We start from the raw sequence: 14,559 nt of genomic DNA on the forward strand, positions 1-14,559 counted from the left end.
ATTTTGCTTTATCTACCACCCGGAATATGGTTTTTAACGCTGCCAAAGACAACGGGAGAGGTGCGACCGATTCACACCTTTTCGCCAGGGACGCAAAGATCAAACGATCAGGACAGAAAATGAAGAATGCTTTGATGCTTTCGGGGCTCATGACAGCCCTCTCCAGCCTGCCTGCCATGGCTCAGGAGCTTGAAATTATTGGCAAGCCGGTTGATGGCGGTTTGGGTTTCCAACCCGCAGCCACCAGCCTGGCCGAGGGGATTCACCGGCTGGACGGAATGATTTTGGTGATCATCACCGCCATCTGCCTGTTGGTTGCCGGACTGCTGGTCTACTGCATCGTGCGCTACAATAGCCGCGTAAACCCGACGCCGGCGCGATTCTCTCACTACACCCCAGTTGAGATCGCTTGGACCTTGGGCCCGATCCTGATTCTGGTCTTCATCGGCGCCTTCTCACTTCCGGTTCTGTTCAAGCAGCAGGAAATTCCCGAAGGTGACGTGGTTATCAAGGTCGTTGGCAACCAGTGGTACTGGACCTACGAATACGTTGACCATGACTTTGCCTTCGACAGCTATCTGCTGGGCCACCCGGCCACCTTGGACGAGGGTGCGCGCCCAGCTGACGCAGATGTCACGCCGTTCGTTCTGGATGATGCGATGCGGGCCAAGCTTGCAGATTCCGGCTATGGTGAAGACGAGTGGCTGCTGGCCACGGACACTGCCGTCGTTGTTCCGGTTGGCAAGATCGTTGTGATGCAGGTGACCGCGTCAGACGTGATCCATTCATGGACCATCCCGTCCTTCGGGGTAAAGCAGGACGGTGTTCCCGGTCGTCTGGCCGAGCTTTGGTTCCAGGCCGATAAAGAAGGCGTCTATTTCGGTCAGTGTTCGGAACTGTGCGGTAAGGACCACGCCTATATGCCGATCACCGTCAAAGTGGTTAGCGAAGAGGCCTATGAGGAATGGCTGCAGGGTGCTCTGGAAGAGTACGCGGGTCAGCCAGCCTCGTATCAGGTTGCCTCGAACTAAGCCGCAAACGGCCTAGATTGAAACAAGCAGGCTGCGCGGGGATCGCGCAGCTTTTGCCCCAAAAGGACCGGACATGAGCGACGCAAGCATCAATGCCAGCCAAGTGACCGCCACGGCGCACGTGGATGAGGCCAGCTTTGGCGATTATTTCGCTTTGCTGAAACCACGTGTGATGTCTTTGGTGGTTTTCACGGCTTTGGTGGGGCTGGTGGCGGCGCCGGTATCGGTGCATCCGTTCGTCGGTTTCTGTGCGATCCTGTTCATCGCTATCGGTGGCGGCGCGTCTGGCGCGCTGAACATGTGGTGGGATGCAGATATCGACCGGGTGATGAAACGTACCAAGGGCCGCCCGATTCCGGCTGGAAAAGTGCAGGAACGCGAGGCGCTGTCGCTGGGGCTGGCGCTGTCGGGCTTGTCCGTCATCATGCTGGGGCTGGCAACCAATTGGTTCGCAGGGGCATTCCTTGCGTTCACGATCTTCTTTTACGTTGTCGTCTATACGATGTGGCTGAAGCGCTTGACGCCCCAGAACATCGTAATCGGTGGCGCAGCAGGGGCGTTCCCGCCGGTAATCGGCTGGGTTGCTGCCACGGGCTCGATGTCGATCGAACCGTGGCTTATGTTCGCTCTGACCTTCATGTGGACGCCGCCGCATTTCTGGGCCCTGGCCTTGTTCATGCGCTCGGACTATGACGATGCCGGTGTGCCGATGCTGACCGTAACGCATGGTCGCCGTGCAACCCGCTGGCACATTTTGATCTATACTGCGCTTTTGGCGCTGCTGGCCGTAGGTACCGCGTTTTCGGGCATTGGCGGCCCGATCTATCTGACCGTAGCCGTCGTGATGAATGCCTTGTTCCTGCGGGGCGCATGGGCAATCGCGCGTCGGACCGAAGACGACTCAGAAGCTGACAACTTCAAGGTTGAGCGGAGCTTCTTCAAGTTGTCGCTGCTGTACCTTTTCCTGCATTTCGGCGCGATTCTGATCGAGGCGTTACTGAGACCCTATGGTCTGGGAGGCTGGTCATGAGTTTGCGAAAAAGCCATGAACTGCATCAGCGCCGGTTCAGCCGCAATTTGGGTGTTGGCCTGACGTTGGCCGCGTTTATCGTGATCATCTTCGGTCTGACGATCGTCAAAGTCTCGGGCACCGACTTCAATATGGCCACGCAAGAGGTGCAGAACTGATGGCGCTGTCAGGTCCTCAGAAGACTGTTGCGCAGACCGTTGGCGTGGTGATCCTGATGGGAAGCCTCGCATGGGCTGCGGTGCCGTTTTATGACTGGTTCTGCCGCGTCACCGGGTTTGGCGGCACGACCGGTGTGGCCGAGGCCGCGCCCGAGGACATTCTCGACCGTACTGTCACCGTCCGCTTTGATGCGTCCAAAGCCAAAGATATGGCGTGGGAATTCAAACCGGTCGAGCGCGAGATGGAAGTGCGCATCGGCGAGACCGGGTTGGCCTTTTATGAGGCATATAATCCGACCGATCGCCCGATTGCGGGGCAGGCGTCTTACAATGTCGCGCCGTATTCTGCGGGTGGCTATTTCCAGAAAATCGCTTGTTTCTGCTTTGAGGAACAGGTGCTTGAACCCGGCGAGCGGGTTCAGATGCCGGTAAGCTTTTTCGTCGACCCTGAAATGGTCGAGGATCTGGAAGCGAAATATGTGCATACGATCACTCTGTCGTATACATTCTACGAAATTGACCTGCCCGAGGGCTATGCCGCCCTCGATGCGCAGGCTGATACAACAACGAACTAATGCCTTTAGGTGAGGGACGCTGATGGCACACGCTAAAAACCATGATTATCACATTCTGGCCCCGTCGATCTGGCCGCTGATCGGCGCGATCGGTGGTTTTGTGATGCTTTTCGGAGCCGTCCTGTGGATGCACGGCGTTACGTCGTTCATGTTCTGGATGGGTCTGGTGGCCGTTCTTTACACCATGTTCGCCTGGTGGTCCGAAGTGGTGGCCGAAAGCCGTGCGGGCGATCACACGCCGGTTGTGCGTATCGGCCTGCGCTATGGCTTCATCCTGTTCGTAATGTCCGAGGTGATGTTCTTCTTTGCCTGGTTCTGGTCGTTCTTCAAGCATCGCATGTATCCGATGTACGACTATGCCGGCACCGAATACATTCAGCCGGATATCCACGCGGTTGATCCGTTCCACCTGCCGCTGATCAACACTCTGGTCCTGCTGCTGTCGGGTTGCGCGATTACCTGGGCGCACCACGCGTTGGTACATGACAATGATCGCAAGGCTTTGATCAATGGCCTGGCGATCGGCATTGTACTGGGTATCGCATTTACCTTCCTACAAGCGTTTGAATACTATGAACTGCTGGCCCATGAAGGCTGGGAATTCGGCGGCGATCAGTTCTATTCGAACTTCTTCATGGCAACAGGTTTCCATGGCGCGCATGTCATCATCGGGACGATCTTCCTGACGGTCTGTTTGATCCGTGCCCTTCGCGGTGACTTTACCCCAGAAAAGCACGTGGGTTTCGAGGCCGCCGCATGGTACTGGCACTTCGTTGACGTTGTCTGGCTGTTCCTGTTCTTCGCTGTCTACATCTGGGGACAAGCCCCGTTGATGTGACGCTGATCAGGTGAACCAAATGCAAAAGCCGCCCGTTGGGGCGGCTTTTTCCTTACTTGGACGCAAGATTGCGCCCCATACAATTGCGTGGTTGCAATCGGGACCGCTCCGCCCTTAACAAGACGCCGGTTTCTGCAATAAGGTCACGACCCCGCCATGCGCCGCATTTTGTTCCTGCTGATCTTTGGTGTCGCCGGTCTGGGCGTGCTGATCTCGCTAGGCATCTGGCAGATGCAGCGGCTCGCCTGGAAAGAGGGTGTGCTGGCAGAGATCGACGCACGCATTGCGGCTGAACCCGTAGACCTTCCGCAGACCGTTTCAGCAGATACCGACAAATACCTGCCAGTCACGATTTCGGGTGATATTGAGCCGGGTGAAATCCATATACTTGTTTCGGTCAAACAGGTCGGGGCGGGCTATCGGATTATTCAGTCGTTCAGTACGCACGGCCGCACCATTCTGGTGGATCGCGGTTTTGTGCCGACATCGGCAAAACAAGCTGAGCGTCTGATTGGGCCGATGACCGTGACCGGTAACCTACACTGGCCGGATGAGATCGACAGTTATACGCCCGACGCCGATATCGACGCCAACATTTGGTTCGCGCGCGACGTACCCAATCTGGCCGCTGCGCTTGGGGCAGAGCCGATACTGTTGATCGCCCGATCGGAAACCGATCCCGGCATAACGCCCTTGCCAGTGGATACGGCGGGCATCCCAAACGATCATCTGCAATACGCAATCACATGGTTTGGTCTGGCTCTGGTCTGGGCCGCGATGACCGGTTATTTCCTGTGGCGCAACCGCGCCCCTGCAAAGAGTGAAACGCAATGAAATACATCTCGACCCGTGGCCAAGCGCCGGAACTGACCTTTGAAGAGGCGATGCTGACTGGATTGGCCCGCGACGGTGGCCTGTACCTGCCCGCCGAGATTCCGGTGATGAGCCATGATGAGATCGCGGCATTGGCCGGTCTGCCCTATGAAGAAATCGCGTTTCGCGTGATGTGGCCCTATGTCAGCGGCTCGTTCTCGGAAGATGAGTTCAAAGACATCATCGCGCGAGCCTATGAAGGCTTCGGTCACGACGCCCGCGCGCCGTTGAAACAGTTGAACGAAAACCACTTTCTGCTGGAATTGTTCCACGGGCCGACACTGGCCTTCAAGGACTTCGCCATGCAACTGATCGGTCAGTTGTTCCAAGTGGCCCTGAAACGGCGCAATGACCGCGTGACCATCGTGGGCGCGACCAGTGGCGATACCGGATCTGCCGCGATTGAGGCGTTCCGGGGGCTGGACGCTGTGGACGTGTTCATCCTGTTCCCGCATGGCCGTGTGTCCGAGGTGCAGCGCCGTCAAATGACCACGCCTGCCGACAGCAATGTTCATGCGCTGGCTGTGGATGGTGACTTCGACGATTGTCAGGCGGCGCTGAAGGATATGTTCAACGATTTCGACTTCCGCGACGGGGTGAAACTGGCTGGGGTGAACTCGATCAACTTCGCGCGGGTGCTGGCGCAGATCGTCTATTACTTCTCGGCCGCCGTCAGCCTTGGCGCGCCGCATCGCAAGGTCAGCTTTACCGTGCCCACCGGCAATTTCGGCGACATCTTTGCGGGCTATCTGGCCAAACGTATGGGCCTGCCCATCGACAGTCTGGTGGTGGCGACGAACCAGAACGACATCCTGCATCGCTGCCTCTCGGGTGAGGGGTATTTCAAAGGCGACACCATCCCTTCGATCAGCCCGTCGATGGATATTCAGGTCAGCTCGAACTTTGAACGGGCGCTGTATTATGCCTATGGCGAGGACGGCAGCGCCGTGGCACAATTGATGGATGAACTGAAGACTGGCGGCTTTAACGTCAGCCAAGGCGCAATGGAGGCGCTGCGCGAAAGCTTTGACTCTGGCCGTGTGTCCGAGGATGAAACGCTTGAGACCATCAAGCAGACGCTGACCCATAGCGCTGAGCTGGTCTGCCCGCACTCGGCCATTGGTATCAAGGTCGGTGAGGAGCATCGCAAGGCAGAGGTTCCGATGATCACTTTGGCCACCGCACATCCGGCGAAATTCCCGGCGGCGGTCGAGAAGGCGAGCGGGGAGCATCCGCCTCTTCCATCCCGCATGTCTGATCTGTATGAACGTCCGGAACGGGTAACGCGGATTGCCAATGATCTGGGTGCCCTCGAGGATCATATCAAAGGGCATATCGCCGAGTGACTGTCAGACAAGACCAGCTGAAGAACGGATTTCGGATCGTCAGTGAACATATGCCGGGGCTGCAATCTGCGGCCATCGGCATCTGGGTGACCGCCGGTGGGCGGCATGAGCGGATCGAACAGAACGGCATCGCGCATTTCCTTGAACATATGGCGTTCAAGGGAACCGAGCGGCGTTCCGCGCTGCAAATCGCCGAAGCGATCGAGGATGTGGGCGGATATATCAACGCCTATACCTCGCGCGAGGTGACGGCCTATTACGCGCGTGTTCTGAAAGATGACGTGGCGCTGGCCATGGACGTGATCGGCGACATCGTTCTGAACCCGGTTTTCGACCCGCGCGAGATCGAGGTTGAGCGCGGCGTGATCCTGCAGGAAATCGGTCAGGCATATGACACGCCCGACGATGTGATTTTCGACTGGCTGCAAGAGCAGAGCTATCACGACCAGCCTTTAGGCCGCACCATTCTGGGGCCGACCGAGCGGGTCTCGGCGTTTTCGCGTGAGGATCTGTCCGGTTTTGTGTCCGAGCACTATGGGCCGGAACAGATGATCTTGTCGGCGGCAGGTGCGGTGGACCACGACGCGTTGATGAAAATGGCCGAAGAGATGTTCGGCCATCTGCATCCGCGCAAAGGTTTGATTGCCGAAGCAGCCCGGTTCACAGGCGGGGAAGCCCGACAGCAAAAGGATTTGGAACAAGCCCATTTCGCGCTGGCTTTTGAAAGCCCGGGCTACCGTGATGATGCGATCTATACGGCCCAGATTTACTCGACAGCGCTGGGGGGTGGCATGTCCTCGCGGCTGTTTCAGGAAATCCGAGAGACTCGGGGCCTGTGCTACACGATTTTCGCGCAGACCGGAGCCTATGCTGATACCGGGACCACGACGATTTATGCCGGAACTTCGGCAGATCAGGTTGGCGAACTGGCGACCATCACCATCGACGAGATGAAGCGCGCCGCCGATGACATGAACCCCGAAGAAGTTGCCCGTGCCCGCGCACAGATGAAGGCCGGAATGCTGATGGGGTTGGAAAGCCCATCGAACCGGGCCGAGCGATTGGCGCGGCTGGTTCAGATTTGGGGCGACGTGCCGCCGCTTGAAGAAACAATCGCTAAAATTGACGCTGTCAGCACCGTCGACGTTCGCGATTTTGCTGAACGTCTGGCGATCAGTGCTCCGGCCGCGCTGGCCTTGTACGGCCCGGTATCCGGCGCGCCAACGCTGGCAGAATTGCAGGAGAGGCGTGCGGCGTGATGCTGTTGGGCCGACGTAAGCTGAAACTTGAGACAGCGCGTCTTAGTCTGCGCCCGCCGGTTCATTCCGATTTCAACGATTGGGCTGCGCTGCGGCGGGCCTCGAAAGAGTTCCTGACGCCGTGGGAACCGATCTGGGCCAAGGATCACCTGAGCCGCAAGTCCTTCACCAACCGGGTCTATTGGGCGCAGCGCTCGGTCGCGAGTGGGACGGCGATACCGTTGTTTCTGTTCCGGCGCGAGGATGATGTGCTGGTGGGTGCGATCACGCTGGACAACATCCGCCGCGGACCGGCACAGGCGGGGACGCTGGGCTATTGGACCGGGCAGGCTTATGCGCGCAATGGCTATATGCGCGAGGCGATTGGCGCGGTCGTGCACCATGCGTTTACCCGACTTGACCTGAGCCGGATCGAGGCGGCGTGTTTGCCCGAAAACAAACCTTCGCGCGGGTTGTTGGAGCGGTCGGCGTTCAAATATGAGGGCGTGGCGCAGTCCTATTTACAGATAAACGGGCGGTGGCGGACGCATGTGTTGTACGCCTGTCTGCGCTCGGATCGGCGCGGCAAGACGGACGCTGGGTAGGGCACAGCCAAGGCGTCGAATGCACTTTTGGCTGGTACCATCCCGTATTTGTCAGCGTGAGCCCAATTCACTTACTCCCTCGCGTATTTTCCACCGGCAATGCGGTGTGTGCGCAATCAAGCCGACGCCGTTCGTTTGAAGCAATATCCAAGGTTTTTTGGCCAACCTCCGTCTACTCGACGAATGGTTCTTGTTTGGGTTAGGCTTGGCCTAGCGGAGATATGAACCTTGGAAATCGACGAACATGAACGCAGATTGACGACGATCCTCTCGGCTGATGTCGTGGGCTATTCGAGCCTAATGAGCCGCGATGAAAGCGGCACCCTGACGGCACTCCAAGACCTCCGGCGTATTGAGATAGATCCCCGTATCGAACGGCACAATGGCCGCATCGTTAAGCTGATGGGAGATGGAAGCCTCGTTGAATTTGTCAGCGTCATGGATGCGGTACGCTTTGCAGTTGATGTGCAATTCGCCATTACTGCGGCCCAAAAAGGTTGTGCCGAAGACAAGCTTATTCAGTTTCGCATTGGGATCAACGTGGGTGACGTCATTGCGGCGGGGGACGACATTTATGGCGACGGCGTGAATGTTGCCGCTCGGGTCGAAGGGCTTGCGGACCCCGGTGGCATTTGCATAACGCGCACTGCCTTTGATCAAGTGAACGGTAAGCTCGATCTCACCTTTTCATCTATGGGCCCGCAAGAGGTTAAGAATATCTCCGCGCCGGTAGAAGTTTATCAGATCGAATTGGATGAGCGCTCGCAAGCGCTTGCTCTGGACACTCCTCCAAAGATCACAAAACCCGACGTCAAATTACCCTACCACATGATGAAGAGGTGGCTGCTGGCCGCTGCAATTGCGGTTCTGGCTGTCGCAGGTGTCGTGAATTTCTTGCGACCGGAGGTTGCTAAGCCGCCGGTTATCGCTGTGCTACCTTTCGAGGATTTTAGCAGTCCGGAACACAAGGGTTTCTTAAGTGATGCGGTGAGTGGCGGGATCATCACATCATTGGCGCGGTATCCGCAGATGAAAGTGATTTCAAGGCGATCCAGCTTCAAGTTCCGTGACTCCGATCTGGGTATCTCTGACATTGCCGATCAATTGGGCGCCGACTTTATTCTCGAAGGCACGCAACAGTACGATGGCGCACGGCTGCAGATTTCGGCGCATTTGATTGACGGCGAAACCGAAGCACATATCTGGGCCGATGATATGGATGTCCCTCTCGAGGATTTGCTGAAAACGAACAATGTGATCAGTTTGAATGTAGCTGAATCTGTTGGAAACAAGGTTATTGAAACCGAGGTGGCGCGGATGACGAAAGACGATGTCAGCGCGCTGATGATTGCGAATGCTGCACAGAGCCGGATCATGAGAAACTTCAGCCGCGAGAGCCTGTTGAAGAACATCGAGGAACAGGAGCAATCCTTAAAAGACTACCCGGATTCTGCTTGGGGTCACCTTGGGCAGGCACTCTCGCTGCGGATCGGCCTGCGCTATGGTTGGATCGAAGGCGATGAAGAGAAGATACGCATAAGGATGCTCGATCTGGCTCGTCGGGGGGTAGAGCTTGATCCAAATAATTTCATGGCCTATCACGCATTGGGGCGCGCTTTGACGATGAACAACGATCCTCGCGCCGCAGCAAATGCGTTCCGTCGTGCGATCGAACTCAATCCATCATCATCGTTTGCAAGAACCACGTTGGCGCAGACGCTGGGCTTTATCGGCGAGACAGAAGAGGCATTGGAAGTGATCGCGGAAGCCGAACTCGTAGATCCATTTTATGGGTACGACGTTCAGTGGGAAAAAGCGAGAATTCAGTGGCAGGTAGGAGAGTGTAAACAAGCGCTTGAGACGTTTCAGGCGTTTCATTCAATGCCAATAGCGGCCAACAAGATGCTTGCTGCAATTCATAACTGCCTTGGCAATGGCGAAGAAGCCAAAAAGGCAATGACGGATTATCTTGCTGAAAACCCAGACTGGACCGTCGCCCGAGAACGAGACGTTAATGCTGGTCTTTGGATAGCACCGGGTGTTCTCGATCGCTGGCTCGGAGCGATGGAATCTTCCGGAATGCCTTTGTAGCGCAGCCGCTACGTAGGATCGCTTTGTTCGCACTGCTGTCCTATTCAACGACGAACCGGTTTCAACAGAATCGACGGAAAGCAGACGGTCGTTAGGGGTGCGTGATTGGCATTACTAGACGTTTGATACTGCCAAATATGACGAACAGATCCGCGTAGAGCTATGGCTGCCTTTCCGTCTGCGCCAAAAATCTTCCGACACAGGTTTGGTGAAAAGGGGCGACAAAAAAGTAAATTGTCATGATTGACAAATAACTTTCGATTGTTATTTATCAATCATGACAATTTATGGTGCCCTTATGCCTAGACCTTCGCTAAAAGACCAAAGATCCCAGGAAATTCTGGATGCTTACCTGTCCTGCGTTGCGCGGTATGGGCTTGAAGGGGCGACGCTGGCGCGCATTGCCGAGGAAGCTGGCGTCAAGCGTCCGCTTCTGCGTCATTATCTGGGCAACAAGGATGATATGATCACAGCGTTGGCTGAATATGTTGTTGCCGGGTTTGCGGAATCTCTGAATGGGCTTCGTGAGGTCTTGCCGAACGGGGCCACGCCGTCTGATCTTGTGGACGCGCTTTTCGCCGATGACAGCGGAACCGATCCACGGCTAATGCTGGCCTATCAGGCGCTGGTGGCAGCCGTTCCGGATCGACCGGATCTGAGACAAGACCTGATGGACAGCCTTACAGAGTTCTTCGACGTTGTCGAAGACGTCTTGAAACGCGCAAGCCCGGACGCAACGGATGAAAACATTCGGGCGGTGACACAGGGAATCTCGGCGATTTTCGTCAGCATGGACGCCTTGTCTCCGCTGGAGCTTCCCGCACAATGGCGCGCGGAATTGAAATTGGCGGCCTCCATGCTTGCGTCTACATTGGAGACCGCACCATGAGCCGAGCCAGAGCTGCGAACTACATCGCGCTGCCTATACTGTTGGCGGGTACTGCGCTGGGTCTCTATTGGGTTTGGGGGTTGCTCTTTGTTTGGTGGATCGTCCCGACACTTTTGAACGGGCAGGCCTTTCTGGTTTTCGAGATCAACCGCGCGGAGGACCCGATCCTGTATTGGGCGATCGTCGGTCTGTGGGCAGCGTTGGGTCTGATGATGATCGCCGCCAGCCTGTTTCCCCAATACGCCCATCTGCTTGCCTGAGGATGTGAGATGACCAAAATGTATCACAATCTGCCGGTCGAGGCTTATACCGGGCAAGACTGGTTCGACCGCGAACAACAGACGATCTTTTCCCGTACGTGGAGGTTTGCGGGTTTGGTCGAGGATATCGAAGGCCCGGGACATTACCTTTCGGTTCAGGCGGGCCTGAACAACCTGTTCATTGTGATGGGGCGTGATCACCGACTTCGCGCCTTTCACAATATTTGCCGCCACCGGGGCACACAGTTGATCCGCGCGGTCGGCAAGACGCAAAAGGCACTGACCTGCCCATATCATGACTGGACTTACGATCTGGAAGGCAACCTGATCTCGGTGCCCGATGAGGCGACCGAGTTTCCCAATGGCATTGATAAGTCCTGCCTGGGCTTAAAACCGGCCAGCGTGGATGTCTGGCGTGGTATGTTGTTTGTTCACCCCGACCCGGACGCGCCGAACTTGGCGGAATGGTTTGGGGAGGTTGATCCCTTCCTAGGCCCTCATAATCCTGAGGAACTTGTCGAATATGCCGAAGGGCGGAACAGCTACGAGATCAGGGCCAACTGGAAGATCGTTGTTGAGAACTACATCGACGTCTACCACCTGAGTCATCTGCATTCGAACACGCTGCATATGTATGGCCACGCCAAGGCCGAATACGGGTGGAAGGGGCCGCATTACCACTTTTGGGAACCCCCGTCGGCTGAGTATGCAAAGAACCACGATTCAAACATCCCTATGCCGCGCACGATCCCCGAACCGCATGTCGGGGCGTGGGTTCCAATGCTGTTTCCCGGCATTGGTATCGGTGCCAGTGAAGAAAGCTGGAACCTGTTCATCATCACGCCATTGGCCCCCGACCTGACACGGATTGAGAACCGGACAAAGCTGGCGAACGCGTCGGACTGGGCGTTTCAGAAGCAACAGTGGAAAAGCTGGGGTTTCTGGAAGGATTTCGGGGGTGCAAAATACCAAGGGGATGATGCCGCTGGTGAAGATGACCCCATGACGTCCGGAGACTTCACGACCGAGGATATCTATGCCTGCGAACAGCAGCAGAAATCTCTGAAAAGCCCGTATCTTGAAATCGGACCGGCCGGGGTCGGTGAAAACCCGATCATTCAGCACCAGAAAGCGGTGCTTGATTTTGTGCAAGACGACTGAACGATGCAGAGACAGATCATGAGACCAATCCAAGCCACCCTGATTGGTGTTGCTATCGCCTTGGCCTTGGTACTGACAGCACGGGCGGACGCCCCCGAGGATATTGCGGCACGCATCCTGCAAGCCCAAGACGAACAAAGCCTACTGGCAACATGGGGAAACTGGCATCCTGATGCGACACATCGGGTCATCCTGAAATATGGGACGGGGCAAAAGGATGATGTCTTTTCATACCCGGTTGCCGAAATCGCCAATGCAGAGGACCCACAGCTAGCCAAGGCTTTGGAGGGGTACATGGAAACCGCACGGTCGGCGCCTCAGATCACTGTGCGGTCCAAGGACGATGTCCAGCGCGTCACCGCAGTGACCTATGTCGATTATAATTGGCGCGGCTATGCTGGCAAAATGCTTCAGACAGATGAGTTTGTCTTTGAATCCTATCTAGGCGAGCTGGTCGTCCTTTCATTGATCACGACATACGACTACCGATGACAGGTTTACCTGATGCAAAGTAACTTTTTTCCACTGACTATATCTGGCATTCAAAAGGAAATCGGAGGTGCCGCAACTAGTGTCACCTTTGACGTTCCTCAGGCCTTGGCCGGTCTGTTTCAGTGGACGGCTGGACAACACCTGACGGTCAGGTTTCTGATCGGGGGTATTAAGCAAAGGCGCAGCTATACGATTTCAAACCCTCCGGATTCCGCGCTACGTATTACCGTGAAGCGTGTGAAAAATGGTATTGTTTCGAACCATATAGGCGACGCGTTGTCGGTCGAGGATAGGGTCGAGGTGATGCCTCCCTTCGGGCAGTTCACCTTAATCCCGGGTGCATTGAACCGCCGTACCCACTATTTCTTTGGTGCCGGCAGTGGCATCACGCCGCTGTACGCGATGATCAGCGCAGTACTTGTGGACGAGCCTCATTCCGTGGCCCACCTGATCTTCGGAAACACCAATGCGGACAGCATCATTTTCCTTGACGCGTTGGAGCGACTGCATACGCAATATCCGCAGCGGTTCACGCTGCGCCATGTTCTGTCTCACCCTTCGCTGCTCAGTTGGTTCAGCCCTTGGCGCACCGGACGGCTGGATGCAGACGCCGTTCAGGCCGCCATTTCTGAAACTCCGCCAGTTGCGCAAGACACTCAGTACTGGACCTGCGGACCGGGCAGCATAAATTCGGACATTCGGGCTGCGCTGCAAAATCTGGATGTCCCTGCCGACCGCATTCATACCGAGAGTTTCGGTGGAGATACCGAAAGTGACCTGAGTGTTTCCGGGGTCGCGGCGATAGCCCGAATTCAATTGAATGGCGCATGGCACGACGTTTCGGTTGCGGCCGGACAAACCATATTGGACGCTGCTCGGTCAGTAGGGCTTAGCCCACCATTTAGTTGCCAATCCGGAGTCTGCGGTGCCTGCGTGGCACACTTATCCGAAGGCACCGTCCATATGCGAAGCAGAGCTGCACTTGAAGAAAAGGATATTTCCAAGGGGCTCATACTGTGTTGCCAAAGCGTAGCCACGCAAAAGAATGTTGTATTGAAGTTCGAGGATTAATTTATGTCCGGAGGTGAACTTAGGCAGTTCAGGTTGCGCAAGAAAGGCAAATATGGGCTGTGCCGCCGGGTGCTGCGTTCAGCCGTTGAACACAACCGGAGCATCGCCTTCCGACCATGTTGTGCGTTTGTGCATAACAAGCGAAAATATTGCGCTGTCCAAGAACCGATCCAGCCAAGCCACTAAATTCGGCCACTCCTGCGCGTCAAACCACGCCCGGTCTATATGTGCAAACTGGCGAACAAATGGTAACAACGCCAGATCGGCTAGGGTAGGGCGATCTCCGAAAAGCCAGGTCCGACCAACTAGCTGCTCGTTCAGGTCAAGCAAATAGCCCGATGCTTTTTTGCGTTCTTCTTGGACATCTAAATCCGGAAATCGCGTGGCGTATTTTGTGTGATCCAATGCATCCTTGAATGGGCCATCATTTATCATAATGAGGTCCCAGCCTACTTGAGGCATATCCAAAAGCCGCTGTGGATCACTCTGTTTTAGCGCCCACAACATGATCTCAAGGCTTTCATCCAGAACTTTGTCTGTAAGTCGAAGCGAGGGCACTGTGCCGGAAGGGGATGTCTGTAAAAAGGCCGCTGGCTTGTCCCTCAAGAGAATTTCGCGCAGTTCTACAGTGACACCTGAACTTGCCAACGCCAACCGGGCCCTAATTGCGTAGGGGCAGCGACGGAACGTCCATAGGATAGGGTGATGAGCCATAGGGGCATCTATCTCCATTCTGCCAATGCGGTCAAACCGTCCATTGTGTGTCACTGGTTAAGATTACGTGCCTTTTGATCAAGCCCCCAGTTGTGAAGACCTTAGAATTTCTGCGTCATCGGCGACACAGAGTGTCCGTTATCAGGGATTTTGGGACAGATGGCCGCCTGAGCTAAGAGAGGATCTG

At 56.0% G+C, this 14,559-nt stretch carries 16 protein-coding genes; 15 read left to right on the forward strand and 1 reads right to left on the reverse strand.

What is annotated here, in order from left to right; all coding sequences use genetic code 11:
* Nucleotides 1-119: 119 nt before the first annotated feature.
* From coxB to GOV88_RS16590, 15 genes are all read left to right on the forward strand, one after another.
* Nucleotides 120-1,031 (forward strand): cytochrome c oxidase subunit II, encoded by a 912-nt coding sequence (gene coxB, locus GOV88_RS16520; protein ID WP_171121865.1) that lies wholly within the window; start codon nucleotides 120-122, stop codon nucleotides 1,029-1,031.
* A 73-nt stretch (nucleotides 1,032-1,104) separates the two neighbouring features.
* Nucleotides 1,105-2,061: a heme o synthase gene (gene cyoE / locus GOV88_RS16525; RefSeq protein ID WP_171241100.1), complete on the forward strand. Its 957-nt coding sequence runs from the start codon at nucleotides 1,105-1,107 to the stop codon at nucleotides 2,059-2,061.
* On the forward strand, nucleotides 2,058-2,219 hold the full coding sequence (locus GOV88_RS16530) for a hypothetical protein (protein WP_162896804.1): 162 nt from the start codon (nucleotides 2,058-2,060) through the stop codon (nucleotides 2,217-2,219). The genes cyoE and GOV88_RS16530 overlap by 4 nt, the downstream gene beginning before the upstream one ends.
* On the forward strand, nucleotides 2,219-2,794 hold the full coding sequence (locus GOV88_RS16535) for a cytochrome c oxidase assembly protein (RefSeq protein ID WP_171125681.1): 576 nt from the start codon (nucleotides 2,219-2,221) through the stop codon (nucleotides 2,792-2,794). Before GOV88_RS16530 ends, GOV88_RS16535 begins: the two co-directional genes overlap by 1 nt.
* 22 nt (nucleotides 2,795-2,816) lie before the next feature.
* Nucleotides 2,817-3,632, forward strand: coding sequence for a cytochrome c oxidase subunit 3 (locus GOV88_RS16540; protein WP_171121868.1), 816 nt, complete (start codon nucleotides 2,817-2,819; stop codon nucleotides 3,630-3,632).
* A gap of 156 nt (nucleotides 3,633-3,788) precedes the next feature.
* Nucleotides 3,789-4,466, forward strand: a complete 678-nt coding sequence (locus GOV88_RS16545) for an SURF1 family protein (protein WP_171241101.1) — start codon at nucleotides 3,789-3,791, stop codon at nucleotides 4,464-4,466.
* A complete protein-coding gene (gene thrC, locus GOV88_RS16550; protein ID WP_171241102.1) occupies nucleotides 4,463-5,851 on the forward strand; it encodes a threonine synthase in 1,389 nt (462 codons plus the stop codon). The genes GOV88_RS16545 and thrC overlap by 4 nt, the downstream gene beginning before the upstream one ends.
* Nucleotides 5,848-7,110: a pitrilysin family protein gene (locus tag GOV88_RS16555; protein WP_171241103.1), complete on the forward strand. Its 1,263-nt coding sequence runs from the start codon at nucleotides 5,848-5,850 to the stop codon at nucleotides 7,108-7,110. Before thrC ends, GOV88_RS16555 begins: the two co-directional genes overlap by 4 nt.
* The gene (locus GOV88_RS16560) at nucleotides 7,110-7,694 is read left to right on the forward strand and encodes a GNAT family N-acetyltransferase (RefSeq protein WP_171121872.1); all 585 of its coding nucleotides are present in this window, start codon (nucleotides 7,110-7,112) and stop codon (nucleotides 7,692-7,694) included. Before GOV88_RS16555 ends, GOV88_RS16560 begins: the two co-directional genes overlap by 1 nt.
* A 228-nt stretch (nucleotides 7,695-7,922) precedes the next feature.
* On the forward strand, nucleotides 7,923-9,785 hold the full coding sequence (locus GOV88_RS16565) for an adenylate/guanylate cyclase domain-containing protein (protein ID WP_171241104.1): 1,863 nt from the start codon (nucleotides 7,923-7,925) through the stop codon (nucleotides 9,783-9,785).
* A gap of 298 nt (nucleotides 9,786-10,083) precedes the next feature.
* Nucleotides 10,084-10,674: a TetR/AcrR family transcriptional regulator gene (locus tag GOV88_RS16570; protein ID WP_171241105.1), complete on the forward strand. Its 591-nt coding sequence runs from the start codon at nucleotides 10,084-10,086 to the stop codon at nucleotides 10,672-10,674.
* Nucleotides 10,671-10,934: a hypothetical protein gene (locus GOV88_RS16575; protein ID WP_171241106.1), complete on the forward strand. Its 264-nt coding sequence runs from the start codon at nucleotides 10,671-10,673 to the stop codon at nucleotides 10,932-10,934. The genes GOV88_RS16570 and GOV88_RS16575 overlap by 4 nt, the downstream gene beginning before the upstream one ends.
* 9 nt (nucleotides 10,935-10,943) lie before the next feature.
* A complete protein-coding gene (locus GOV88_RS16580; protein WP_171241107.1) occupies nucleotides 10,944-12,095 on the forward strand; it encodes an aromatic ring-hydroxylating dioxygenase subunit alpha in 1,152 nt (383 codons plus the stop codon).
* 18 nt (nucleotides 12,096-12,113) lie between these two features.
* A complete protein-coding gene (locus GOV88_RS16585) occupies nucleotides 12,114-12,587 on the forward strand; it encodes a hypothetical protein (protein WP_171241108.1) in 474 nt (157 codons plus the stop codon).
* Between the two features lie 12 nt (nucleotides 12,588-12,599).
* A complete protein-coding gene (locus GOV88_RS16590; protein WP_171241109.1) occupies nucleotides 12,600-13,658 on the forward strand; it encodes a ferredoxin--NADP reductase in 1,059 nt (352 codons plus the stop codon).
* Between the two features lie 78 nt (nucleotides 13,659-13,736).
* On the opposite strand, the gene GOV88_RS16595 is transcribed toward GOV88_RS16590, so the two are convergent.
* Nucleotides 13,737-14,372: a glutathione S-transferase gene (locus GOV88_RS16595; protein ID WP_171241110.1), complete on the reverse strand. Its 636-nt coding sequence runs from the start codon at nucleotides 14,370-14,372 to the stop codon at nucleotides 13,737-13,739.
* Nucleotides 14,373-14,559 lie beyond the last annotated feature (187 nt).

The organism is Ruegeria sp. HKCCA5491, from assembly GCF_013034565.1.
Lineage (GTDB): Bacteria > Pseudomonadota > Alphaproteobacteria > Rhodobacterales > Rhodobacteraceae > Ruegeria.

What these genes read in the sequence shown, in the direction of transcription:
- coxB (WP_171121865.1), top strand. Translation starts at nt 120, where the DNA reads ATGAAGAATGCTTTGATGCTTTCGGGGCTCATGACAGCCCTCTCCAGC.
- cyoE (WP_171241100.1), top strand. Translation starts at nt 1,105, where the DNA reads ATGAGCGACGCAAGCATCAATGCCAGCCAAGTGACCGCCACGGCGCAC.
- GOV88_RS16530 (WP_162896804.1), top strand. Translation starts at nt 2,058, where the DNA reads ATGAGTTTGCGAAAAAGCCATGAACTGCATCAGCGCCGGTTCAGCCGC.
- GOV88_RS16535 (WP_171125681.1), top strand. Translation starts at nt 2,219, where the DNA reads ATGGCGCTGTCAGGTCCTCAGAAGACTGTTGCGCAGACCGTTGGCGTG.
- GOV88_RS16540 (WP_171121868.1), top strand. Translation starts at nt 2,817, where the DNA reads ATGGCACACGCTAAAAACCATGATTATCACATTCTGGCCCCGTCGATC.
- GOV88_RS16545 (WP_171241101.1), top strand. Translation starts at nt 3,789, where the DNA reads ATGCGCCGCATTTTGTTCCTGCTGATCTTTGGTGTCGCCGGTCTGGGC.
- thrC (WP_171241102.1), top strand. Translation starts at nt 4,463, where the DNA reads ATGAAATACATCTCGACCCGTGGCCAAGCGCCGGAACTGACCTTTGAA.
- GOV88_RS16560 (WP_171121872.1), top strand. Translation starts at nt 7,110, where the DNA reads ATGCTGTTGGGCCGACGTAAGCTGAAACTTGAGACAGCGCGTCTTAGT.
- GOV88_RS16570 (WP_171241105.1), top strand. Translation starts at nt 10,084, where the DNA reads ATGCCTAGACCTTCGCTAAAAGACCAAAGATCCCAGGAAATTCTGGAT.
- GOV88_RS16575 (WP_171241106.1), top strand. Translation starts at nt 10,671, where the DNA reads ATGAGCCGAGCCAGAGCTGCGAACTACATCGCGCTGCCTATACTGTTG.
- GOV88_RS16580 (WP_171241107.1), top strand. Translation starts at nt 10,944, where the DNA reads ATGACCAAAATGTATCACAATCTGCCGGTCGAGGCTTATACCGGGCAA.
- GOV88_RS16585 (WP_171241108.1), top strand. Translation starts at nt 12,114, where the DNA reads ATGAGACCAATCCAAGCCACCCTGATTGGTGTTGCTATCGCCTTGGCC.
- GOV88_RS16590 (WP_171241109.1), top strand. Translation starts at nt 12,600, where the DNA reads ATGCAAAGTAACTTTTTTCCACTGACTATATCTGGCATTCAAAAGGAA.
- GOV88_RS16595 (WP_171241110.1), bottom strand. Translation starts at nt 14,372, where the DNA reads ATGGCTCATCACCCTATCCTATGGACGTTCCGTCGCTGCCCCTACGCA.